At 70.8% G+C, this 24203-nt stretch carries 20 protein-coding genes; all 20 read left to right on the top strand.

Going from position 1 to position 24203, the window contains the following annotated elements; translation table 11 throughout:
• The first annotated feature begins 2 nt into the window (after positions 1-2).
• The 20 genes from hisS (at position 3) to G5V58_RS12635 (ending at position 24199) form a co-directional block, all read left to right on the top strand.
• Entirely contained in the window at positions 3-1313 is a 1311-nt protein-coding gene (hisS, locus tag G5V58_RS12730; protein WP_165233170.1) for a histidine--tRNA ligase, read from the top strand.
• Positions 1310-3091 (top strand): aspartate--tRNA ligase, encoded by a 1782-nt coding sequence (aspS, locus tag G5V58_RS12725; RefSeq protein WP_165233168.1) that lies wholly within the window; start codon positions 1310-1312, stop codon positions 3089-3091. Before hisS ends, aspS begins: the two co-directional genes overlap by 4 nt.
• A 151-nt stretch (positions 3092-3242) precedes the next feature.
• Entirely contained in the window at positions 3243-4256 is a 1014-nt protein-coding gene (locus G5V58_RS12720; RefSeq protein ID WP_165233166.1) for an ABC transporter permease, read from the top strand.
• A 74-nt stretch (positions 4257-4330) separates the two neighbouring features.
• Positions 4331-6097, top strand: coding sequence for an ABC transporter substrate-binding protein (locus G5V58_RS12715; protein ID WP_165233164.1), 1767 nt, complete (start codon positions 4331-4333; stop codon positions 6095-6097).
• Between the two features lie 98 nt (positions 6098-6195).
• A complete protein-coding gene (locus G5V58_RS12710) occupies positions 6196-7191 on the top strand; it encodes an ABC transporter permease (protein ID WP_165233161.1) in 996 nt (331 codons plus the stop codon).
• Complete coding sequence (locus G5V58_RS12705) at positions 7188-8348, top strand: ABC transporter ATP-binding protein (protein WP_165233158.1); 1161 nt, start codon at positions 7188-7190, stop codon at positions 8346-8348. The genes G5V58_RS12710 and G5V58_RS12705 overlap by 4 nt, the downstream gene beginning before the upstream one ends.
• Positions 8345-9550: an ABC transporter ATP-binding protein gene (locus G5V58_RS12700; protein WP_165233155.1), complete on the top strand. Its 1206-nt coding sequence runs from the start codon at positions 8345-8347 to the stop codon at positions 9548-9550. The genes G5V58_RS12705 and G5V58_RS12700 overlap by 4 nt, the downstream gene beginning before the upstream one ends.
• 131 nt (positions 9551-9681) lie before the next feature.
• Positions 9682-10713 carry an ABC transporter permease gene (locus G5V58_RS12695; RefSeq protein ID WP_230487309.1) on the top strand — a complete coding sequence of 344 codons (1032 nt, stop codon included), beginning with the start codon at positions 9682-9684 and terminating at the stop codon, positions 10711-10713.
• A 113-nt stretch (positions 10714-10826) separates the two neighbouring features.
• Complete coding sequence (locus tag G5V58_RS12690; protein ID WP_230487308.1) at positions 10827-12572, top strand: ABC transporter substrate-binding protein; 1746 nt, start codon at positions 10827-10829, stop codon at positions 12570-12572.
• 114 nt (positions 12573-12686) lie between these two features.
• On the top strand, positions 12687-13703 hold the full coding sequence (locus G5V58_RS12685; protein WP_165233149.1) for an ABC transporter permease: 1017 nt from the start codon (positions 12687-12689) through the stop codon (positions 13701-13703).
• Positions 13704-13774: 71 nt separating this feature from the next.
• Positions 13775-14845 carry an ABC transporter ATP-binding protein gene (locus tag G5V58_RS12680; RefSeq protein WP_230487353.1) on the top strand — a complete coding sequence of 357 codons (1071 nt, stop codon included), beginning with the start codon at positions 13775-13777 and terminating at the stop codon, positions 14843-14845.
• Positions 14846-14968: 123 nt separating this feature from the next.
• A complete protein-coding gene (locus G5V58_RS12675) occupies positions 14969-16129 on the top strand; it encodes an ABC transporter ATP-binding protein (protein WP_165239041.1) in 1161 nt (386 codons plus the stop codon).
• A gap of 27 nt (positions 16130-16156) precedes the next feature.
• Entirely contained in the window at positions 16157-17509 is a 1353-nt protein-coding gene (locus G5V58_RS12670) for a replication-associated recombination protein A (protein WP_230487307.1), read from the top strand.
• An 11-nt stretch (positions 17510-17520) separates the two neighbouring features.
• A complete protein-coding gene (locus G5V58_RS12665; RefSeq protein WP_165233143.1) occupies positions 17521-17967 on the top strand; it encodes a hypothetical protein in 447 nt (148 codons plus the stop codon).
• Positions 17964-18230, top strand: a complete 267-nt coding sequence (locus tag G5V58_RS12660) for a DUF6167 family protein (protein ID WP_165233141.1) — start codon at positions 17964-17966, stop codon at positions 18228-18230. Before G5V58_RS12665 ends, G5V58_RS12660 begins: the two co-directional genes overlap by 4 nt.
• A gap of 38 nt (positions 18231-18268) precedes the next feature.
• Positions 18269-20974, top strand: coding sequence for an alanine--tRNA ligase (gene alaS / locus G5V58_RS12655; protein ID WP_165239037.1), 2706 nt, complete (start codon positions 18269-18271; stop codon positions 20972-20974).
• Positions 20967-21440 carry a Holliday junction resolvase RuvX gene (ruvX, locus tag G5V58_RS12650; RefSeq protein WP_165233139.1) on the top strand — a complete coding sequence of 158 codons (474 nt, stop codon included), beginning with the start codon at positions 20967-20969 and terminating at the stop codon, positions 21438-21440. Before alaS ends, ruvX begins: the two co-directional genes overlap by 8 nt.
• Positions 21441-21454: 14 nt before the next feature.
• A complete protein-coding gene (gene mltG, locus G5V58_RS12645; protein WP_230487306.1) occupies positions 21455-22600 on the top strand; it encodes an endolytic transglycosylase MltG in 1146 nt (381 codons plus the stop codon).
• A gap of 22 nt (positions 22601-22622) precedes the next feature.
• Positions 22623-23450 (top strand): shikimate dehydrogenase, encoded by an 828-nt coding sequence (locus G5V58_RS12640; protein WP_165233135.1) that lies wholly within the window; start codon positions 22623-22625, stop codon positions 23448-23450.
• The gene (locus G5V58_RS12635; protein ID WP_165233133.1) at positions 23447-24199 is read left to right on the top strand and encodes a prepilin peptidase; all 753 of its coding nucleotides are present in this window, start codon (positions 23447-23449) and stop codon (positions 24197-24199) included. The genes G5V58_RS12640 and G5V58_RS12635 overlap by 4 nt, the downstream gene beginning before the upstream one ends.
• Positions 24200-24203 lie beyond the last annotated feature (4 nt).

Raw genomic sequence — 24203 nt, 5'->3', positions numbered from 1 at the left:
AGATGAGCGACAAGCCGACCCCGCTGAGCGGGTTCCCCGAGCTGCTGCCCGAGCAGCGCGCCGTCGAGCGGCGGGTCATCGCGAGCCTGTCGCGCAGCTTCGAGCTGCACGGCTTCACCAACATCGAGACCCGCGCCGTCGAGCCGCTGGACCGGCTGGCCAAGGGCGGGGAGGTCGACAAGGAGATCTACGCCCTGCGCCGGCTCCAGGCCGACGAGGGCGCTGGCGACGCGGGCATCGGCCTGCACTTCGACCTCACCGTGCCGTTCGCCCGCTACGTCCTCGAGCACAGCGGCAAGCTGGAGTTCCCGTTCCGCCGCTTCCAGATCCAGCCGGCCTGGCGCGGTGAGCGACCCCAGGAGGGCCGCTACCGCCAGTTCACGCAGGCCGACATCGACGTGGTCGGCCGCGACGAGCTGCCCTTCCACCACGACGTCGAGGTGGTCCGGGTGATGCTCGAGGCGCTCGACGCGCTGCCGCTGCCGGACCTCTCCTTCCAGGTCAACAACCGCAAGCTGATCCAAGGGTTCTACCGCGGCCTGGGCATCCCCGACGTCACCGCGGCCATCCGCCAGATCGACAAGCTGGACAAGCAGCCGGCCGACGCGGTCAAGGCGCTCCTGGTCAGCGAGGCCGGCGCCACCGAGGCGCAGGCCGACCGCTGCCTCGAGCTGGCCACCATCCGGGTCCCCGACACCTCCTTCGTGGAGCGGGTCCGCGCGCTCGGCGTCGAGGACGAGTTGCTCGAGACGGGCCTGGCCGAGCTGGCCGCGGTGGTCGCGGGCTGCCAGGACGCCGTCAACGGCCACGTGAGGCTCGAGGCCAACCTGCGCATCGCCCGCGGCCTGGACTACTACACCGGCACCGTGCTCGAGGTCTTCATGGCCGGCTACGAGCGGCTCAAGTCGGTCGGCGGCGGCGGGCGCTACGACGCGCTGGCCAGCGACGGGCGCACGACGTACCCCGGCGTGGGTGTGAGCTTCGGCGTCTCCCGCGCCCTCATCCCGCTCTTCGCCGACGGCGTCCTGGCCCCGGGCCCCAAGGTGCCCAGCCAGGTGCTCGTCGCGCTCGTCGACGAGGAGTCGCGCCCGGCCAGCGACGCGGTCGCGACCGCCCTGCGCCGTCGCGGCATCGCCACCGAGGTGGCCGCGTCGGCGCAGAGGTTCGGCAAGCAGATCCGGTACGCCGAGCGGCGGGGCATCCCGTACGTCTGGTTCCCGGACAGCCACGAGGTCAAGGACATCCGCAGCGGCGACCAGGTCGCCGCGGACGCAGACAGCTGGACGCCAGCCACAGAGGAGATAGTGCAGTGATCCGCACCCATGACGCCGGCTCGTTGCGTGCCGAGGACGCGGGGCAGACCGTCACGCTCGCCGGGTGGGTGGCCCACCGGCGCGACCACGGCGGCGTGGCCTTCATCGACCTGCGCGAGGCCAGCGGCGTCGTGCAGGTGGTGATCCGCGACGAGGCCGTCGCGCACCAGCTCCGTGCCGAGTTCTGCCTCAAGGTCGTGGGCGAGGTGACGCTGCGCCGCGAGGGCAACCAGAACCCCAACCTCGCCACCGGCGACGTCGAGGTCGTGGCCACCGAGGTCGAGGTGCTCAGCACCGCGGCGCCGCTGCCGTTCCCGATCTCCGACCACATCGAGGTGGGGGAGGAGGCGCGGCTGAAGTACCGCTACCTCGACCTGCGGCGCTCCGGGCCCAACCACGCGCTGCGGTTGCGCAGCCAGGTCAACAAGGCCGCCCGCGACGTGCTCGACGACCACGGCTTCGTCGAGGTCGAGACGCCGACGCTGACCCGCTCGACGCCCGAGGGGGCCCGCGACTTCCTGGTGCCGGCGCGGCTGAAGCCCGGCAGCTGGTACGCCCTGCCGCAGAGCCCGCAGCTGTTCAAGCAGCTGCTCATGGTCGCGGGCATGGAGCGCTACTTCCAGATCGCGCGCTGCTACCGCGACGAGGACTTCCGCGCCGACCGCCAGCCGGAGTTCACCCAGCTCGACATCGAGATGAGCTTCGTCGAGCAGGACGACGTGCTCGCGGTGGCCGAGGACGTGCTGACGGCGCTCTGGGCCCTCGTGGGCCACGACGTGCCCACGCCGCTGCCGCGGATGACCTACGCCGAGGCGATGGCGCGCTACGGCACCGACAAGCCCGACCTGCGCATGGGTCTGGAGCTCGTCGAGTGCACCGAGTACTTCCAGGACACGCCCTTCCGGGTATTCCAGGCGCCGTACGTCGGCGCGGTGGTCATGCCCGGCGGCGCGAGCCAGCCGCGCAAGCAGCTCGACGCCTGGCAGGAGTGGGCCAAGCAGCGCGGGGCGCGCGGCCTGGCCTACGTGCTGGTCCAGGACGACGGCGAGCTCGGCGGCCCGGTGGCCAAGAACCTGTCCGACGAGGAGAAGGCCGGCCTGGCCGCGCACGTCGGCGCCCAGCCCGGGGACTGCGTGTTCTTCGCTGCGGGCCTGCCCAAGCCCAGCCGGGCCCTGCTCGGCGCGGCCCGCCTGGAGATCGGCCGGCGCGGCGGGCTCATCGACGAGGACGCCTGGAGCTTCTTGTGGGTCGTCGACGCGCCGCTGTTCGAGCCGGCCGACGACGCCACCGCCGCCGGTGACGTGGCCGTGGGACGCGGCGCCTGGACCGCGGTGCACCACGCCTTCACCTCGCCGCAGGACCTCGAGACCTTCGACACCGACCCCGGCAACGCCCTGGCCTGGGCCTACGACATCGTCTGCAACGGCAACGAGATCGGCGGCGGCTCCATCCGCATCCACCGCCAGGACGTGCAGAAGCGCGTCTTCGCGGTGATGGGCCTCGAGGAGGCGGAGGCGCAGGAGAAGTTCGGCTTCCTGCTCGACGCCTTCACCTACGGCGCGCCGCCGCACGGCGGCATCGCCTTCGGCTGGGACCGCATCACCGCGCTCCTGGCCGGGGTGGACTCCATCCGCGAGGTGATCGCCTTCCCCAAGTCCGGCGGCGGCGTCGACCCGCTCACCGCAGCCCCGGCGCCGATCACCCCGGAGCAGCGCAAGGAAGCCGGTGTGGACGCCGTTGCGGAGGAAGACGTCCAGGAGACCCCGACGCCCGCCTGAGGTCGTCCCGCGGGCCGAGACGAGATTGTTACCTGCTCGAGGCGCCGGATCTGTTGTCAAGTGGATTATCGTCGCCCGGGTTGTTCACCCGCGTGACCGGCGCTCGGGAGCGTCTCGACTGGAGGTGGCTGTGACTCTTGACCCTGGAGAGATGGTCGGGCAGCAGACAGCGCTCGCCCACGACGACGCGGTCGAGGACACCGCCACTCCCGGCAAGGAGATCGCCGGCAAGTCGCCCACGCAGATCGCCTTCGCGCGGCTGCGCAAGGACAAGGTCGCGGTGGTCTGCGGGATCGTCCTGGTCTTCCTGATCGTGGTCGCGGTGTGCGCGCCGCTCATCACCCGCGCGTTCCACATCTACTGGGACATCAGCGACCCCAACGCCCCCAACGTCAGCGAGGTCGTCGACTTCGACGGCTTCCCGAGCGTCGGCCCGCCGTTCCACCCCTTCACCTGGAGCCACCCCCTCGGCGTGGCGCCCAAGGTGGGCTACGACAACCTCGCCTACCTCGTCTACGGGCTGCGCACCTCGCTGCTCGTGGCCTTCTCGGCGACGATCATCTCGACCTTCGTGGGCGTCGTCCTCGGCCTGATGGCCGGCTTCTCGCGCGGCTGGCTGGACCGGGTCATCTCGTTCGTGACCGACCTGTTCCTGGCCTTCCCCTACCTGCTGGGGATGCTCGCCCTGGCGCCGATCATCGTCTCGCGCTTCACCCGCGACCTCGACAAGCTGGCCCGGGCGCAGCTGATCACCCTCATCAGCATCCTGGTGATCTTCGGCTGGATGGGTCTGGCCCGGCTGATCCGCGGTCAGGTCCTCTCGCTGCGCGAGCGCGAGTTCATCCTGGCCGCCGAGGTCATCGGCGTGCCGACCCGGCAGATCCTGTTCAAGGAGCTGCTGCCCAACCTGGTCGCGCCGATCGTGGTCTCGATCTCGCTCGGCCTGCCCGGCTTCGTGGCCGCCGAGGCCGGCCTGTCCTTCCTCGGGCTGGGGCTCACCGGGACACCCTCGCTGGGCAAGATGGTCTCCGACGCCACCCCGTACTACGCGGACTACGGGCTCTACCTGTGGCTGCCGGTCGGCGCGATCACGCTGCTGACCCTCTCCTTGAACCTCCTCGGTGACAGCGTGCGCGACGCGTTCGACCCGAGGACCCGCCGCTGAACGCCCCAGCGCCCGCGGCACAGATGCACCATCTACGAAAGGGAACCAAGGCGATGCGCCTGAAGAGATCGGCGGTGGCGCTGGCCACAGCCAGCCTGCTCGTCCTCGCCGCCTGTGGCGGCGGTGGCGACGACGACAACGGCGGCGGCGGTGACGCCAAGGGCTCGGTCGACACCGAGAACCTCGGCAACACCGGTGACGGCCAGGACCCGACCCGCGAGGGCCCGGCCACCATCGACGGCGCCAAGGAGGGCGGCACGGTCACCGTGCTGTCCACGGCCGGCCTGACCACGCCGATCGACCCGTCGGACCTCTACTACACCGACACCAACTCGATCATGACGTCGCTGGTCACGCGCTCCCTCACGCAGTACGACTACGACGACAAGACCGGTCAGATGGTCCTGGTCCCCGACCTCGCCACCGACCTGGGCACGCCGAACGACGACTTCACCGAGTGGAAGTTCACGCTGCGCGACGGCATCAAGTGGGAGACCGGCGACCCGGTCACCGCCGACGAGGTCGCCTTCGGCATCGAGCGCTCGATGGACAACAAGACCTTCCCGAACGGCCCGGGGCTCTACTACAGCAACCCCTACTTCCTGGGTGGCGACACCTACAAGGGCCCCTACACCGGCAAGGGCGCCAAGTCCGACGCGATCTCGGTGGACGGCAACACCGTCACCATCAAGATGAGCAAGCCGTTCCCGGACTTCCCCTACTACGCCTCGTTCCCGGCGATGGGCCCGATCCCGACGGACCCGGCGGTCAGCGACCCGGCGAAGTACGCCCAGCACCCGCTGTCGACCGGCCCGTACAAGATCTCGCAGTACACCGTCGGCAAGTCGATGACCCTGGTCCGCAACGACCAGTGGGACGCCAACACCGACCCGGCGCGCACGGCCTACCCGGACAGCTACGTCTTCAAGGTCGGCGGCCAGGACACCCAGATCGACCAGATCATGCTGGCCGACTCCGGTGACGGCAAGAGCACCATCAGCTACAACGACGTGCTCGCGCAGAACTACCGCAAGGCCACCGACACCAACCGCCTGGTCATCGGCGGTCAGCCCTGCACGTACTTCTACGCCGTCGACCAGCGCAAGGTGCAGGACAAGTCGGTCGCCGAGGCGCTGACCTGGGCGATCCCCTACGAGGACCAGATCCGCGCCAGCGGCCTGATCCCCGACGTGACCGCGGTCGCGACCCAGAACCTCATGCCCCCGGGCGTCCCCGGCCGTGAGGCCTACGACCCGGTCGAGGGTCACGGTGCGTTCGAGACCGACGCCGCCAAGGCCAAGCAGATCCTGACGGACAGCGGCAATTTGGGCTACGAGGTCAAGTTCCTGTTCTCGACCGACTCCGACAGCTCGGTCTCGAGCAAGGACACCCTGGTCAAGGGTCTCGAGGCGGCCGGCTTCAAGGCCACGCCCGTGGCGACCACGCTGGCCAAGTCGGTCGCGGACCGCGACGACGTGAACGGCGACATCAACCTGCGCAGCTACGGCTGGTGCTCGGACTGGCCGTCGGGCGCGACCTGGATCCCGCCGATCTTCCAGTCCACCGACCTCAACGAGGTGGGCTTCGGCACCAACGAGGCGGCCTTCAACAACCCGGACGTCGACGCCAAGATCAACGCGGTGTTCGAGCTGCCGGCCGAGGAGCAGCCGAAGGCGTGGAACGACCTCGAGCAGGAGATCATGTCGACCTACCTGCCAGTCGTCCCCCGCTACTACGGCGGTGTGGCGCAGATGCACGGCTCGCAGATCGAGGGCATGAACATCGACAACACGCTGGGCATGCCGACCTTCCGCGACATCTGGGTGAACACCGCGGGCTGATGCCCGTGCGCTGACACCCACACGGCTCGGCGCCGGGGCGGACCTCCGCGGTCCGCCCCGGCACCGGGTCCCCAGCCCACCAGACGGAGGCTCCCGGTTTGTTCGGCTACATCGTGCGCCGGCTCATGTCGGCGGCTCTGGTCGTCGTGCTGACGTCCATGATCGTCTTCCTGCTCTTCTTCAAGGGCCCCAGCAACCCGGCCCAGCCGCTGTGCGACCTCAACGGCAAGTGCACCCAGGAGAAGCTCGCGCTGCTCACCGAGCAGCTCGGGCTCAACGACTCGGTCGTGCACCAGTACGGCATCTGGGCCGGCGGCATCTTCCACTCGCGCGAGATCGACTTCGGCGCCACCTACACCTGCGACGCGCCCTGCCTGGGGATCTCCTACCGCAGCCGCGGACAGGTCACCGACGAGCTGTTCGAGAAGTTCCCCGCCACGATCTCCATCGCCGTCGGCGGCGCCTCGATCTACCTCGTCCTCGGCGTGCTGCTCGGCACCATCGCCGCGCGCAGACGCGGGACCTGGGTGGACCGGGGGCTGGTGGGCTTCAGCGTGTTCGTCTCCGCGGTGCCCTACTACGTCATCGCGCTGCTGGTGTGGATCTACGTGTCCCTGCAGTGGAAGCTGATCCAGGACACCTCCTACCACCCGCTGACCTCGGACCCGGTGCACTGGTTCACCGGACTGTCCCTGCCCTGGCTGGTCATCGGGCTGACCTCCTCCACGGCGTACGCGCGGTACTCCCGCGGCCAGATGATCGAGACGATGGGGGAGGACTACGTGCGGACCGCGGTCGCCAAGGGCGTCTCCCAGAGGGGGGTGGTCGTGCGCCACGCGCTGCGCGCTGCGATCGTGCCCATCGTGACGATCTTCGGCCTCGACTTCGCGTTCCTGCTGACGGGCACGGTCTTCACCGAGCAGATCTTCGGCATCGACGGGATCGGCCGGTGGGGGATCAACGCGCTCCGCTCACCCACGGACTTCCCGGTGGTCTCGGCCACCGTGCTGGTGGCCGCGGTCATCATCGTGATCGCCAACCTGATCGTCGATCTCCTCTACGCCGTCATCGACCCCCGGGTGAGGCTGGCATGAGCGCGACCTCCTCGCCGGGCTCCCTGGAGTCCGGCCGCGACACCTCGGGCACCGACGAGCCCTACCTCGTCGTCGAGAACCTCACCGTGCAGTTCCCGACCCACGACGGCCTGGTCCAGGCGGTCAGCGACCTGAGCTACTCGGTCCGCAAGGGCAAGACCCTCGGCATCGTCGGGGAGTCCGGCTCGGGCAAGTCGGTCTCGTCCATGGCCGTGCTCGGACTGCACGAGCCCCGCTCGACGCGGCTGTCCGGCTCGATCAAGGTCGGCGGCACCGAGGTGATCGGCGCGGACGCGACGACCATGCGGCAGATGCGTGGCAAGGACGTCGCGATGATCTTCCAGGACCCGCTCACCGCCCTGCACCCCTTCTACTCGATCGGCAAGCAGATCTCGGAGGCCGTGCGCCTGCACAACGACGTCTCCAAGCGCGAGGCGCGCTCGCGCGCCATCGACATGCTGGAGCGCGTGGGCATCCCGCAGCCCTCGCGCCGGGTCGACGACTTCCCGCACCAGTTCTCGGGCGGCATGCGCCAGCGCGCGATGATCGCGATGGCGCTGGCCAACAACCCGCAGCTGCTCATCGCCGACGAGCCGACCACCGCGCTGGACGTCACCGTCCAGGCCCAGATCCTGGACCTGCTCCAGGACCTGCAGCAGGAGTTCGGCTCGGCCATCGTGATGATCACCCACGACCTGGGCGTCATCGCCGAGATCGCCGACGACGTGCTCGTGATGTACGGCGGGCGGGCGGTGGAGAGCGGACCGACCAAGTCGATCCTCACGCTGCCCGAGATGCCCTACACCTGGGGCCTGCTCTCCAGCGTGCCGGACCTGTCCGGCGACACGGGCCTGAGGCTGATCCCCATCCCGGGCACCCCGCCGAGCCTGCTCAACCCGCCGGACGGCTGCGCCTTCCACCCGCGCTGCCCGCACGTGGACAAGGTGCCGGGCGACCTGTGCCGCACCACGCTGCCCGAGCTGGCCACGGCGTCGCAGCCGGGCCACCTCAAGCGCTGCCACCTGGTCAACCCCGACGAGATCTACCTCAAGGAGGTCCTGCCCGAGACCGCGCCCGACCTGATCGACCCGGAGACGGGGGAGCTCGTGCCCGAGCTCCGCGAGCAGGTGGACGGTCTGCAGGGAGACACGCCATGACCACGCCTCCCATCGACCGACCGGCCCTGCCGCTGCCCGAGAACGGGACGGGCGAGCCGCTCCTCGAGGTCCGCAACCTGACCAAGTGGTTCCCGGTGAACTCCTCGGGTGTCATCCGCCGCACCATCGGTCAGGTCCAGGCCGTCGACGGCGTCTCGTTCACCGTCCCCAAGGGCGGCGCCCTGGGCCTGGTCGGTGAGTCCGGGTGCGGCAAGTCGACGACCGGGCGCGTCATCACCCGCCTCTACGACCCGACCGCGGGGGAGATGTTCTTCGAGGGCCAGGACATGGCCAAGCTGTCGAAGAAGCAGATGCTGCCGCTGCGCCGCGAGGTGCAGATGATCTTCCAGGACCCCTACAGCTCGCTCAACCCGCGCCACACGGTCGGCACGATCGTCGGGGTGCCGCTGCGGGTGCACAAGGTGGTCCCGGACAACAAGGTGCTGTCCCGGGTGCAGGAGCTGCTCGAGGTCGTCGGCCTCAACCCCGAGCACTACAACCGCTACCCCAACGAGTTCTCCGGCGGCCAGCGCCAGCGCATCGGCATCGCCCGGGCCCTGGCCCTGCAGCCCAAGCTGCTGGTGGCCGACGAGCCGGTCTCGGCCCTGGACGTGTCCATCCAGGCGCAGGTGGTCAACCTGCTCCAGGACGTCCAGCGCGAGTTCGGCATCGCCTTCCTCTTCATCGCCCACGACCTGTCGATCGTGCGGCACTTCTGCCCCGAGGTCGCGGTGATGTACCTCGGCAAGATCGTCGAGATCGCCGACCGTGAGTCGCTCTACCACCGCGCGATGCACCCCTACACCCAGGCGCTGCTGTCCGCCGTACCGGACGTCAAGCAGGCCGCCATCGGGGGCCGCCGCGAGCGGATCCGGCTCACCGGTGACGTGCCGAGCCCGGTCGACCCGCCCTCGGGCTGCCGGTTCCGCACGCGGTGCCAGCTGGCCCAGGAGATCTGCGCGCGCCACGAGCCGCCGCTGATGCAGATCGGGCCGCGCCAGAAGGTCGCCTGCCACTTCGCCGGCGAGATCGGCCACCACCCGGCTCAGCCGGTGACGGCGCCGCTCTACCCCGAGGAGCCCGGAGCGAGCGCCTCGGCGCAGACGCAGGAGAGCGCCGACCGGATCAGGGAGGTCTCCTCCGACCCCGGGTGGGGCCCGCGCTGGCTGGACCTCGGCTCGGGCTCGGTGGTGGAGCGCTGAGCAGCGCTCGGCGTCCACATCCCGAGACCAGATCGTTACCGCGCCGCGACTTGCGGTGCGACCCGGAGCACATAGAGTCTCCGGAGCCGGTGGGGCCTACGGCTCCTTGACGCAGCCCAGGAGGAGACCAGGTGTCGCTCACTTCGGACCTCGAGACGACTGGCAGCGACGACGCGGTCGTCACCGCCGAGGACGAAGGCACCAGCGCGATCGCCGGCCGCTCGCCGATGCAGCTGGCCATGGCCCGCTTCCGGTCCGACCGGCTCTCGATGGTCTCGTTCTGGGTCTCGGTGCTCATCGTGCTGTGCGCGATCGCCGCGCCGATCCTGGTGGCCGTCGACGTGCTCAACCCCAACCAGTTCCACCAGGACCTGCTGGGCGACACCGGCGTCAACCCGGCCGGCCGCTTCGGCGGCGTCAGCTGGGACCACCCGCTCGGCATCGAGCCCTCGACCGGGCGCGACCTGCTCTCGCGGCTGATGCTGGCCATGACCTGGTCGCTCGGGATCGCGCTGACCGGGACCCTGCTCACCGTCATCATCGGCGTGGCGCTCGGCATCATGTCCGGCTTCTCCAAGGGGCTGCTGGACGCCACCATCGGCCGGTTCATCGACCTGACGCTGTCGTTCCCGCAGACGATGATGCTGCTGGCCCTCTCGGCGCCCGCGGTGTTCCTGCTGCGCGACACGGTCGCGGACTGGCCCGGGTTCGGGCTGCTGCACGACCGCGACCGCGCCAACGGTCTCTACGTGATCCTCATCCTCGCCGCGTTCGGCTGGCCGCCCGTGGCCCGCGTGGTCCGCGGCCAGGTGCTCTCGATCCGGGAGCGGGAGTACATCGAGGCGGCCAAGCTGATGGGCGCGTCGCGCAGCCGGATGTACTTCAAGGAGGTGCTGCCCAACGTCTGGGCGCCGATCCTGGTCTACATCACGCTGCTCGTGCCGGCCTACATCTCCGCCGAGGCCGCCTTCAGCTACCTCGGCGTGGGCATCAAGCCACCGACCCCGACGCTGGGCAACATCCTGGCCTACTCGGTCAGCTTCACCAGCGCGGACCCGACCTTCTTCTTCCTGCCCGGCTTCGTGCTGGCGCTGACCGTCGTCGTGTTCAACCTCGTCGGCGACGGCGCCCGTGACGCCCTCGACCCCAAGACCCACCGCTAGCACCACCCACCCGGGCCCCGCCCGACCACAGACTCAGCGCCGCCGTGACCCGGAGGCCGCTGCAGGTGCCGGACCACCGGCGCGACCAACAGATAGGAGAAGTTCGAATGGAGATGAGCAAGAAGCCGTTCGCCGTGCTCGCGGCGGCAGCGCTTGCGGTCTCGCTGGCCGCGTGCGGCAGTGACGACGACAGTGGATCCGGCGGTTCCGGCGGCTCTGGAGGCTCGGGCGGCAGCAGCGCCGAGGGCACCAAGGGCGGCACCGCGATCTTCTTCAACGGTGTCCGCAACACCGAGCACTGGGACCCCCAGCGCATGTACATCGGCCGCGACCTGAACAACTCCGGCCGACTGTTCTACCGCAGCCTCGTCGCTCTGCCCGCCAACGACGACCCGACGCCGGTCGCCGACCTGGCCACCGACACCGGCACGCCCAACGCGGACGCCACCCAGTGGTCGTTCACGGTCAAGGACGGCGTGAAGTGGGAGGACGGCAAGCAGATCACCTGCGAGGACTTCAAGTACGGCGCGTCCCGCAACTTCGCCACCGACGTGATCATCGGTGGCCCGGCGAACTACCTCTTCACCTACCTCGACATCCCGACCGACAAGGACGGGCTGTCGCAGTACAAGGGCCCCTACACCGGTGAGGGCCAGGAGCTGTTCGACAAGGCCGTCACCTGCGACGGCAACACGATCACCTACCACATGAAGAAGCCGTGGCCGGACTTCCCGCTGTCGATCGCGCAGCTGCGCTACCTGGACCCCTACCGCCAGGACCTCGACAAGGGCGACGCCAACAACTTCACGATCATCTCCAACGGTCCCTACAAGCTCGAGGGCGACTGGACCGAGGGCACGGGCGGCACGTTCGTCCGCAACGAGAACTGGGACCAGTCGACCGACACCATCCGCAAGGCGCTCCCCGACAAGTGGGACTTCCGCGAGGGTGACGAGGACGAGGCGATCTACGAGCAGATGTTCGCCGACTCCGGCGACGCGCAGTACGGCGTCACCGAGCGGCGCATCCCGCCGACGTTCTACGACCGGATCCCGGAGGCGGGCGACCGCTACACGCAGTACGAGTCGCCCTACGTCGACTACGTCCTGCCGAACTTCAACTCGCCGGTCTTCTCCGACCCGAAGTGCCGCGAGGCGCTGAAGCTCGCGACCGACAAGGCGGCCTGGATCCAGGCCGGTGGTGGCGACAAGGCCTTCAAGCCGGCCTACTCCGTGGTCAACCCCGCGGTCGACGGCTACACCGAGAACCCGGCCTTCGCCGACGTCCCCGACGAGGGTGACGCCGACGCGGCCAAGGCGGCCCTGGACGAGTGCTCGGCGCCCAAGCCGGTGGCGATCAAGTTCACCTACTCCGGTGGCACGCCGACCTCGGACAACCAGGCCTCGGCCCTGAAGGAGGCCTGGGACGCCGCCGGCTTCCAGACCGAGCTCGACCCGCTGGAGGACACCTACTACGACGTCATCCAGAAGCCGGACGCCGACTTCGACGTCACGTGGGCCGGCTGGGGTGCTGACTGGAACTCCATCGGCACCGTCATCCCGCCGCTGTTCGACAGCCGGATCAACATCACCGGCTCGTCCAACGGCAACGACTACGGCAACTACAAGGGTGGTCCGGAGGTGGACCAGATGATCGACGACGCCTACGCGCAGTCGGACCTCGACGCCGCCGCCGAGAAGTGGGCCGCCCTCGACGCCAAGCTCGGCGAGGACGTCGCCTACATCCCGCTGGAGATCACGCTGTTCAACTTCCTGCACGGCTCGAAGGTGACCGGCTACGTCAACGACTCCAACGTGAACGGCTACGCCGACCTCGCCCTCATCGGCGTGGAGAGCTGAGCACCAGCACCACCACGCACCACCAGCAGTGAACGCATCGACGGTCGGGGACCGCGAGGTCCCCGACCGTCGGTGCACGTGGAGTACATTCCGAGACGCACAGGAAGGCCCGCCGTGATCGCCTACATCATTCGGCGCCTCATCGCAGGGGCGGTGCTCATCGTGGTGATGAGCCTGGTCACCTTCGCGTTGTTCTTCGCCTCGCCGGTCGACCCGGCCAACTTCGCCTGCGGCAAGAACTGCTCCGAGGCCCAGAAGAAGGTCACCGCCGCGGCGTTGGGCTACGACGACAACTTCTTCGAGCAGTGGGGCAAGTTCGCCAAGGGCGTCTTCGCCGGCCGCGACTTCCCCGACGACCCCAAGGTCCGGGAGCAGGCACCCGAGACCATCGCCCACTGCGACGCGCCCTGCCTGGGCTACTCGCGTGAGCGCACCGCGACCGTCACCTCGCTGATCAAGCAGACCATGCCGGTCTCGCTGTCGATCGCGATGGTCGCCTTCATCTTCTGGATCGTCGGCGGCGTGCTGCTCGGCGTCATCGCCGCGCTCAGACGCGGGACGGTGATCGACCGCGGTCTGGTCGGGCTGTCCCTGGTCCTCTACGCCTTCCCGACGTTCTTCATCGGGCTGCTGCTCTACAAGTTCGTGGCCATCAAGTGGGGCTGGACCGACATCCCGCAGTACACGACCATCGCGGACGGCGGCGTCGCCGGCTGGCTGAGCAGCCTGCTCCTGCCGGCCATCACGCTGGCGGTCTTCTTCATGGCCGGCTACGTCCGCATGACCCGGGCCTACGTCCTGGAGTCGCTCTCGGAGGACTACGTCCGCACGGCGCGCGCCAAGGGGCTGCCCAAGCGGACCGTGACGTTCAAGCACGCGCTGCGAGCGGCGCTCACCCCGATCGTGACCATGGCCGGCCTGGACTTCGCCGGGCTGATGGGCGGCGCGATCATCACCGAGTCGGTCTTCAACTACCCCGGCATGGGCAAGCTCGCCGTGGCCGCCAACTCCGACTTCGACCTGCCCACGCTGGTGGGCCTGGTCCTGCTGCTCGCCTTCTTCGTCATCGTCGCCAACATCATCGTCGACCTGCTGTACGCCGTCATCGACCCGCGGGTGCGGCTGAACTGACCGCACGCAGACCAGCAGCGACCCAGGAGCGAAGGAACCCCGTGGCGGACACGAACAACACCGACAACAGCCTGAGCACCCCGAGGACCGGGAGGGCGGACGACTTCCTGGTCGTCGACGACCTCAAGGTGCACTTCCCGACCTCCGACGGCGTGGTCAAGGCCACCGACGGGCTGAGCTTCGTCCTGCCCCGCGGCAAGACGCTGGGCATCGTGGGCGAGTCGGGCTCGGGCAAGTCGGTGTCGAGCTCGGCCATCCTCGGGCTGCACCGCGGCTCCAGCGCGCTGGTCAGCGGCCGGATCGTCCTCGACGGCACCGACCTGCTCGCGCTCAGCGACGAGGAGATGCGCAAGCGGCGCGGCAAGGAGGTGTCGATGATCTTCCAGGACCCGCTCTCCGCGATGCACCCCTACTTCACGGTGGGCAACCAGATCGCCGAGGCCTACACCGTCCACAACGACGTCAGCAAGCGCGCCGCCCGCTCGCGCGCCATCGAGATGCTCGACCGCGTCGGCATCCCGCAGCCCGACCGGCGCGTCGACGACTACCCGCACCAGTTCTCCGGCGGCATGCGCCAGCGCGCCATGATCGCGATGGGGCTGATCAACAACCCCGGGCTGCTCATCGCCGACGAGCCGACCACGGCGCTCGACGTGACCGTGCAGGCGCAGATCCTCGACCTGCTCCAGGACCTGCAGCGGGAGTTCGACTCCGCGATCATCATCATCACCCACGACCTCGGGGTGGTCGCCGAGATGGCCGACGACGTGCTGGTGATGTACGCCGGGCGCGCGGTCGAGTACGGCCGGTGCAAGGAGCTCCTCACCCACCCCGAGATGCCTTACACCTGGGGCCTGCTCTCCAGCGTCCCGGACGTCACCGGCGACACCGACGCGCGACTGATCCCGATCCCGGGCAACCCGCCCAGCCTGCTCAACCCGCCCAGCGGCTGCCCGTTCCACCCCCGCTGCGCCCACCGCGACAAGGTGCCCGGCGACCTGTGCCGGACCGCGCGGCCCGAGCTGCTGCCCGGCAACCGCGGCGAGGGCCACCTCAAGGCGTGCCACCTGGCGAACCCCAACGAGGTCTGGGAGAAGGAAGTCCTCGTGGAGATCGCCCCCGACCTGGCTCAGGGGAGCTGACCCGTGACCGAGACCAACCAGACGCCGACCGCGAGCGGCGCCCACGCCGCCGGCACCGGCGGCACCGACGGCACCGACGAGCCGCTCGGCATCGACCCCGGCGCGGTCTTCGAGCCGCACGCCATGACCCAGAACCCGGTCGGCGCCAAGCCGATCCTGCGGGTCGAGGAGCTGCGCAAGTACTTCCCCGTGAAGTCCGGCGGCGTCGTCCGGCGCACCATCGGCCAGGTCCAGGCCGTCGACGGCGTGTCCTTCGAGGTCGTCGAGGGCGGCTCTCTGGGGCTCGTCGGCGAGTCCGGCTGCGGCAAGTCCACGACCGGTCGCCTGGTCACCCGCCTGCTGGAGCCCACGGCCGGGAGCATCGACTTCGACGGCCAGGACATCGCCAAGCTGTCGAGCTCCGGGCTCAAGCCGCTGCGCCGGGAGATCCAGATGATCTTCCAGGATCCCTACACCTCGCTGAACCCACGGCACACGGTCGGCTCGATCGTCGGGGCGCCCCTGGAGATCCACAAGGTCGTCCCCAAGAAGCAGGTGCTCTCCCGGGTCCAGGAGCTGCTCGAGATCGTGGGGCTCAACCCCGAGCACTACAACCGCTACCCGCACGAATTCTCCGGTGGTCAGCGCCAGCGCATCGGCATCGCCCGCGCGCTCACCCTGCAGCCGAAGCTGCTGGTGGCCGACGAGCCGGTCTCGGCGCTCGACGTCTCCATCCAGGCCCAGGTGGTCAACCTCCTGCAGGACCTGCAGAAGGAGTTCGGGATCGCCTTCCTCTTCATCGCCCACGACCTGGCCATCGTGCGGCACTTCTGTCCCGAGGTCGCGGTGATGTACCTCGGCAAGATCGTGGAGATCGGCGACCGCGACAGCATCTACAGCCACGCGCACCACCCGTACACGCAGGCGCTGCTGTCCGCCGTCCCCGACGTCAAGCAGGCCGAGGTCGGCGGCCGCCGGGAGCGGATCCGCCTCACCGGCGACGTGCCGAGCCCGATCAACCCGCCCTCGGGCTGCCGGTTCCGCACCCGCTGCCCGATCGCGCAGGAGATCTGCGCCAAGGTCGAGCCGCCGCTGCTCCAGATCGGGCCGCGCCACAAGGTGGCCTGCCACTTCGCCGGCGAGATCGGCCACCACCCGGCCGAGCCGGTGACCGCGCCGCTGCTGGCCGTCGACGGCCAGGGCAACGCCGACACCAGCGCCACCACGGACCCGACGGTCCTGGGTGGTCCCGGTTTCAGCGACCAGTGGTACGACCTGCAGACCAAGAGCCTGACCGGCCGCTGACCCGAGGCGGTCCGTAGGCTGCCGGACGTGGACGACGGGCTGTTCGACGTGCGGGCGCCCGCGGCCACGGGTGGCGGGTCGCTCAGCTCGGTCACGCACGCCGCGGCGCCCCTGGCCGTGCGGATGCGGCCGCGCACCCTGGAGGAGCTGGTCGGACAGGAGCAGCTGCGGTCCCCGGGCTCGCCGCTGCGGCAGCTGGTCGAGGGCGACCGCTCGATGTCCCTGCTGCTGTGGGGGCCGCCGGGCACCGGCAAGACCACGATCGCGGCGATCCTGAGCCAGCAGACCGACCGCCGCTTCGTCGAGGTCTCGGCGGTCTCGGCCGGGGTCAAGGAGGTGCGGGCCGCGATCGACGCCGCCCGCGCCGAGCTGGTGGCGACCGGCCACGAGACCGTGCTGTTCGTCGACGAGGTGCACCGCTTCTCCAAGGCCCAGCAGGACGCGCTGCTGCCCGGCGTGGAGAACCGCTGGGTCACCCTGGTCGCGGCGACCACGGAGAACCCGTTCTTCTCGGTCATCTCCCCGCTGCTCTCGCGCAGCCTGCTGCTGCGCCTGGAGTCGCTGACCGACGACGACGTCCGGGCGGTGCTCGACCACGCGCTGGCGGACGAGCGCGGGCTGGCGGGGGAGTACGTCGCGGAGCCGGAGGCGCTCGACCACCTGGTCCGGCTGGCCGGAGGTGACGCGCGGCGGTCGCTGACCTACCTGGAGGCGGCCGCCGGCGCCGCGGCCGCTCGCGGCAGCACGACCATCGACCTGGCCACCGCCGAGACCGCGGTGGACCAGGCCGCGGTCCGCTACGACCGGCAGGGCGACCAGCACTACGACGTGACCAGCGCCTTCATCAAGTCGGTGCGCGGCTCCGACGCCGACGCGGCCCTGCACTACCTGGCCCGGATGATGGAGGCGGGAGAGGACCCGCGCTTCATCGCCCGCCGCCTGGTCATCCTGGCCAGCGAGGACATCGGGCTGGCCGACCCGACCGCCCTGACCACGGCCGTGGCCGCCGCCCAGGCCGTGCAGCTCATCGGCATGCCCGAGGCGCGGCTCAACCTGGCCCAGGCCACCATCGCACTGGCCGTCGCCCCCAAGTCCAATGCCGTCACCACCGCGATCGGTGCGGCCCAGGCCGACGTGCGCGCGGGCCGGATCGGCTCGGTCCCGCCGCACCTGCGCGACGCGCACTACGACGGCGCCAAGAAGGTCGGCCACGGCACGAGCTACACCTACAGCCACGACGCGCCGTACGGCATCGCCGAGCAGCAGTACCTCCCCGACGTGGTCGCCGACGCGGAGTACTACCGGCCCACCGAGCTCGGCGCCGAGGCGGCGATCAAGGAGCGCTGGGCGCGGGTCCGCCGCATCATCCGCGGCAGGTAGGGTCGGTTCCCATGGTCTGGGTGCTGCTCGTCGCGACCGGCCTGCTGGCCGTGCTCGTCGGTGCGCTCGCCTGGCGGGTGCGCGGGCTCGAGCGGACCCTGAGGAGCACCCTGGAGCGGTCCCTGGCCGAGCCGGCGGCCCCGGCGGCGCCGGCCGAGCCGGTCCCCGCGCCCCAGCCGCAGTTCGTGATCACCCGGGTCGGCGAGCCCGAGGAGCCGGTCGCGCCGGCGCCCACGGTGCCGGCCCCGGTCTTCGCCGACCTGCTGCTCAAGGAGACCGTCGTGCAGACGGCGTCGCTGCTGCACGGCGTACGCCGCGCGCTCGCGCCCGAGACCCGCAACCGGATCCGCTTCCACGTGCGCCAGGAGGTCAAGCGCTCGCGCAAGCAGCGCCGCGCGGACCTGCGCGACTTCCGCCGCGAGTGGGCCGCTCGCCAGCGGGAGGGCACCGCCGCATGAACCGGGGGCTCTGGTTCGTCGCCGGAGCCGGGGCGGCGGTCTACGCGATGGTCCGTGGCCGCCGGGTGGCCGAGGCGTTCACCGTCGACGGCGTCCAGGACCGGCTCAACGGCCTGGCCGTGGGCGCGCGCATGTTCCGCGACGAGGTGGCCCAGGGCAAGGCCGAGGCCGAAACGCAGTTGCGCGAGCGCCTCTCGCTCACGCCTCATGGAAGACCAGAGCTGACCGCAGGACCGACACCAGAACAGGAGGGCAGGGGCTGATGGACTCCACCACGAGCGACGCGAGCAACGTGAGCGACGTGAGCAGCGCGAGCATCCGGCGGGACTTCATCGCGCACTTCGAGCGGGGAGGGCAGGTGGGCGCCCACACGGCCGTGCCCTCGGCCTCGCTCCTGCTCGACGACCCGACCCTGCTGTTCGTCAACGCGGGGATGGTGCCGTTCAAGCCGTTCTTCCTCGGCCAGGAGACGCCGCCGTACCCGCGCGCGACCAGCGTGCAGAAGTGCATCCGCACCCCGGACATCGAGGACGTCGGCAAGACCACGCGGCACGGCACGTTCTTCGAGATGTGCGGCAACTTCTCGTTCGGCGACTACTTCAAGCAGGGCGCCATCGAGCTGGCCTGGGACCTGGTCACCAAGCCGCGCGAGCAGGGCGGCTGGGGCCTCGAGGAGAGCCGGCTCTACCCGAGCGTCTACGTCGACGACGCCGAGGCGCTGCAGCTGTGGATGAAGGTCACGGGGCTGCCCCAGGACCGGATCCTCAAGCTCGGGAAGAAGGAGAACTACTGGTCGATGGGGATCCCGGGGCCGGGTGGCCCCTGCTCGGAGATCCTCTACGACCGCGGCCCCGAGCACGGCCCGGACTTCGAGGTCTCCGACCTCGGTCCGGACATGCCGACCAAGCTCGAGGACCGGCTGCTGGAGATCTGGAACCTCGTCTTCATGCAGGACGAGCTCAGCGCGGTGCGCTCCAAGGACGACTTCGACATCGCGGGCTCGCTGCCCAAGCAGAACATCGACACCGGCATGGGGCTGGAGCGCGTCGCGTTCCTGCTCCAGGGCGTCGACAACATGTACGAGATCGACGTGATGTTCCCGGTCATCGAGAAGGCCCAGGAGATCACCGGCCGCCGCTACGGCGCCGACCACGGCGACGACGTCCGCTTCCGGGTCGTGGCCGACCACGTGCGCAGCACGCTCATGCTCATCGGTGACGGCGTCACGCCCGGCAACGAGGGCCGCGGCTACGTCCTGCGCCGCCTGATGCGCCGCGCGATCCGCTCGATGCGGCTGCTGGGCTGCGAGGACCCGGTGCTGCCCGAGCTGCTGCCGGTCAGCCGGGACAAGATGGGCGAGACCTACGACGCGCTGCACCACGACTGGGACCGGATCGCCACCGTGGCCTACGCCGAGGAGGAGGCGTTCCGCTCCACCCTGCGCGCTGGCACGGCGATCTTCGACACCGCGACCGCGCAGGTGAAGCAGTCCGGCGGCCACGAGCTGTCCGCGGACCGCGCGTTCGCGCTGCACGACACCTACGGCTTCCCCATCGACCTGACCCTGGAGATGGCCTCCGAGCAGGGCCTCGACGTCGACGAGGTCGGCTTCCGCCGGCTCATGCAGGAGCAGCGCGAACGGGCCAAGGCCGACGCGCGCGCCAAGAAGGGCGCCTACCGCGACGGTACGGCGTACCGCACGGTCGCGGACGCGATGGGTGCGCCGGTCGACTTCACCGGCTACTCCGAGACCGTCACCGACGGCCGGGTGGCCGGGATCGTGACCGCGGACGGGGTGGTCGAGAGCGCCGCCGAGGGCGACGAGGTGGAGCTGGTCCTCGACCGCACCCCGTTCTACGCCGAGGGCGGCGGCCAGCTCGCCGACCAGGGCGTCATCGAGCTGTCCAACGGCGCGCGGCTGCGGGTCGAGGACGTCCAGTCGCCGATCACCGGGCTGATCGTGCACAAGGCGACCGTGCTCAATGGCGAGGTCACGCCCGGCCTCGAGGCGCACTCACTGGTCGACCTGCAGCGCCGCCTGTCCATCTCGCGCGCGCACACCGCGACGCACATGGTGCACAAGGCCTTCCGCGAGGCGCTCGGCGAGACCGCGACCCAGGCCGGCTCGGAGAACGCGCCCGGCCGCTTCCGCTTCGACTTCTCCGCCGCGGGCTCGGTCCCGGCGTCGGTGATGGCCGATGTCGAGGCGCGGGTCAACGACGTGATCCTGGACGACCTCCAGGTCCACGCCGAGATCATGAGCCAGGCCGAGGCCGTGCGCTCCGGCGCGATGGCGCTGTTCGGTGAGAAGTACGGCGACCAGGTGCGCGTCGTGTCCGTCGGCGACTGGGCGCGTGAGCTGTGCGGCGGCACCCACGCGGGCAGCTCCGGCAAGCTCGGCGTGGTCAAGCTGCTGGGCGAGTCCTCCATCGGCTCCGGCGTGCGCCGGGTCGAGGCCCTGGTGGGCTCCGACGCCTACCGCTTCCTGGCCCGCGAGCACGTGCTGGTCAACCAGCTCTCCGAGACGCTCAAGGCGCGTCCCGAGGAGCTGCCCGAGCGGGTCCACGACATCGTCGAGAAGCTGCGCGCGGCCGAGAAGGAGCTCGAGAAGGTCCGCGTCGGCCAGCTGCTCGCGCGCGCCGGTGAGCTCGCGGCCGGTGCCGAGCAGGTCGGCGGCGTGGCCCTGGTCGCCACGTCGGCGCCCGGCGCGTCCGGCGGCGACACCCGCACGCTCGCGCTCGACGTGCGCGGGCGGCTGCCCCAGGGCCAGCCCGGCGTGGTCGTGGTCATCGGTGAGGCCGACGGCAAGGTCTCCGTCGTCGCGGCCACCAACGACGAGGCGCGCGCCCGCGGGCTGAGCGCCAACGCGCTGGTCCGGGTGGTCGGTCCGCTGGTCGGCGGCAAGGGCGGCGGCAAGGACGACGTCGCGCAGGGCGGCGGCACCGACGTGTCCCGCATCGACGAGGCGCTGGCCGCGGTCCGCGCCGAGGTCGGGACGGTTGCGTAGCGGCGTCCGCATCGGCCTCGACCCGGGTGACGCCAGGATCGGGGTGGCCCGCAGCGACCCGTCCGGCCTGCTCGCCACCCCGGTGGAGACCGTCAAGCGTGGTCGCGGCGACCTGGACCGGCTCGTCGAGCTGCTGCGCGAGGAGCAGGACGGCGACCCCGAGCGGGTGCTGGAGGTCGTCGTCGGGCTCCCGCGCTCGCTGGCCGGCGGCGAGGGCCCGGCGGCCGCCAAGGTGCGCGCGTGGGCCGCGCAGCTGGCCCGACGCGTGGCGCCGGTGCCCGTGCGGCTGGCCGACGAGCGGCTCACCACGGTGAGCGCGGAGGCTATGCTGCGCGACCGAGGGCGCTCGGGGGCCAAGCGCCGCGCGGTGGTCGACCAGGCCGCCGCCGTCGTGATCCTCCAGCACGTGCTGGACACCGAACGCGCCAGCGGCAGCCCGCCGGGCGAGACCATCGAGGAGACCTGACCACCATGACCGACATGGACAGCCTCCTCGGCGACCAGGAGCCGCGGCCCGCGGGCAGCCGTCGCGCACCGCGCCAGCGCCGTCGCGGACCGGGCTGCCTCATCGCGCTGGTCGTGCTGGCCCTGCTGGCCGGCGCGGCGTACTGGGGCGTCACGACCGGGATCGACAAGATCAAGGACCAGTTCAGCTCGGCCGAGGACTACCCCGGCCCGGGCGGCGAGGACGTCACCTTCGAGGTCAAGCCCGGCGACACCGTCTCGGTGATGGCCCGCAACCTCAAGGCCCAGGACATCGTGGCCTCGGTCGACGCCTTCCTGGACGCCGCGGCCGGCGCGCCGGGCACCGACGCCATCCAGGCCGGCGCCTACCCGCTGCAGAAGCAGATGAAGGCCTCCGACGTCGTCGACGTGCTGGTCGACCCGAGCAACATCGTCACCAACGCCGTGACCATCCCCGAGGGGCTGCAGGTCGGCCAGATCATCGACGTGCTGACCGACAAGACCGACTTCAAGAAGGCGCAGTTCGAGAAGGCGCTCAAGGACCCGTCGCTGGGCCTGCCCGACTACGCCGGCGGCAGCGCCGAGGGCTACCTGTTCCCGGCGACCTACTCCTTCGGCCCCGACGAGCAGCCCGTCGACATGCTGCGCGACATGGTCGACCGGTGGAAGCAGGCGGCGGCCGACACCGACCTGGAGGCCAAGGCGCAGGAGCTCGGCTACAGCCCGCAGCAGATGATGACCATCGCCTCGATGCTGGAGGCGGAGGGCCGCGGGGACTACACGGCCAAGATCGCCCGGGTCATCTACAACCGGCTCGAGATCGACCCCAACCCGTCGGCCGGCTTCCTGCAGATCGACGCCACCGTCAACTACGCCCTCGGCAAGCCCGGCATCGCCCGGCTCACCCAGGACGAGATCGACTCCGTGGCCGACTCGCCGTACAACACCTACAAGCACAAGGGGCTCCCGCCCGGGCCGATCGAGGCGCCCGGCCAGGCGGCCATCGAGGCGGCGCTCAACCCGGCCGACGGCCCGTGGTTCTACTACGTGACGGTCAACCTGGCTACCGGGGAGACGAAGTTCGCCACCACCCCGGAGGAGTTCGCGGCGCTGCGGGCCGAGCTCGACGAGTACTGCGACACCCAGTCCGACCGCTGCTAGACCCACCACCAGGAGGAGCCCCATGAGGTGTGCGGTCCTCGGGGACCCGATCCAGCACTCGCTGTCCCCGGTCATCCACAACACGGCCTACGACGCGCTCGGGCTGGAGGGCTGGGAGTACGACGCCGTCCTCGTCGCCGCCGGCCACCTGGCCGGGTTCGTCGACGACCTCGACCCGGGCCGGTGGCGCGGGCTCTCGCTCACCGCGCCGCTCAAGCGCGAGGCGGTGCCGCTGCTGACCTCGCACGACCCGTGGGTGGACGCCACCGGCGTCTGCAACACCCTGCTCCTGGAGGAGGACGGCACCCGGCGCGGGCTCAACACCGACGTGACCGGCGCGATGGCGGTGCTGGAGGCGCACGACGGTGCGGTCGAGCGCGCGGTCGTCCTCGGCGGCGGCGCGACCGCCACCTCGGTCCTGCTGGCCCTCGCCGAGCGCGGGATGCGCCACGCCACGCTCGCGGTCCGCGACCCGGCCCGCGCCGGTGAGACCGTGCACGCCGTGGTCGGGCACCCGTCCCGGCCGCAGGTGGAGGTGGTCGAGCTGGCCGGGGTGACCGGGCTGTCCGGCGACGTGCTGGTCTCCACGGTGCCGGCCTCGGTGCAGACCCCCGACCTGCTCGCCGCGACGGCCGACCTGCCGCTGGTCTTCGAGGTCATCTACGAGCCGTGGCCCTCGCCGCTGGCGGCGGCCGCGCAGCGCGGCGGCCGCACTGTCATCAACGGGCTCGACCTGCTGCTGGCCCAGGCCGCCGACCAGCTCCGGGCCATGACGGGTCGCGACGACGTCCCCGTCGACGCGATGCGCGAGGCCGCCGAGGGCGAGCTGTCCGCACGGTCCGGGCGGTGACGCCCGAGCCCGTCACCGCGCTGGTCACCGGCCTGGCCGGCGTGGCCGCGGGCGGGTTCGTGCCGACCCTCATCGCCCGCGTGCCCGAGCCCGAGCTGGGCGAGCCGGAGGAGCCCGACAAGGGCGAGGACGACACCACGCCCCTGGACGAGGGGCCGCCCGAGGAGCCCAAGGAGGCCTACGCCGCGATCGCGGCCCGCCCCGGGCTGGCCTGGCAGGCCGCGGTGGCCTCGGGCGTCGCCGCGGCCGCGATCGGCCTGGTCACCGGGTGGGACGCCGACCTGGTCGTGCTGCTGCCGCTGGTGCCGGTCGGCGTGGCGCTGGCGGTCATCGACTGGCGCACCCGGCTGCTGCCCACCCGGCTGATCGCGCCGGCGTACGCCGTGACCCTGGTGGCCGTGGTCGTGGCCTTCTTCGCCTCGGGCGCGGACGTGGGCGACCTGGAGCGCACCGGCCTCGGCTGGCTGGCCTACGGGGGCGGGTTCTTCCTGCTGTGGTTCATCTACCCCAGCGGGCTGGGGTACGGCGACGTGCGGCTCGCCGGGGTGCTCGGGCTGGCCCTGGGCTGGGTCGGCTGGGCGGAGCTGGTCGTGGCCATCTGGGCCGGGGTCCTGCTCGGCGGGCTCCTCGGCGGGCTGCTGTCGGTGGTGCGCCGCCGGCGCGACTACCCGTTCGGTCCCTTCATGCTGCTGGGGGCCCTGCTGGGGGTCGTCCTCGGACAGCCTGTGCTGGACGCGCTGTACGGCTGAGAGA

Origin of the sequence: Nocardioides anomalus (genome assembly GCF_011046535.1) — a bacterium.
Classification (GTDB): domain Bacteria; phylum Actinomycetota; class Actinomycetes; order Propionibacteriales; family Nocardioidaceae; genus Nocardioides; species Nocardioides anomalus.
Note: the sequence above shows the minus strand (reverse complement) of the source record. Positions and strands in the feature narration are given on the sequence as shown.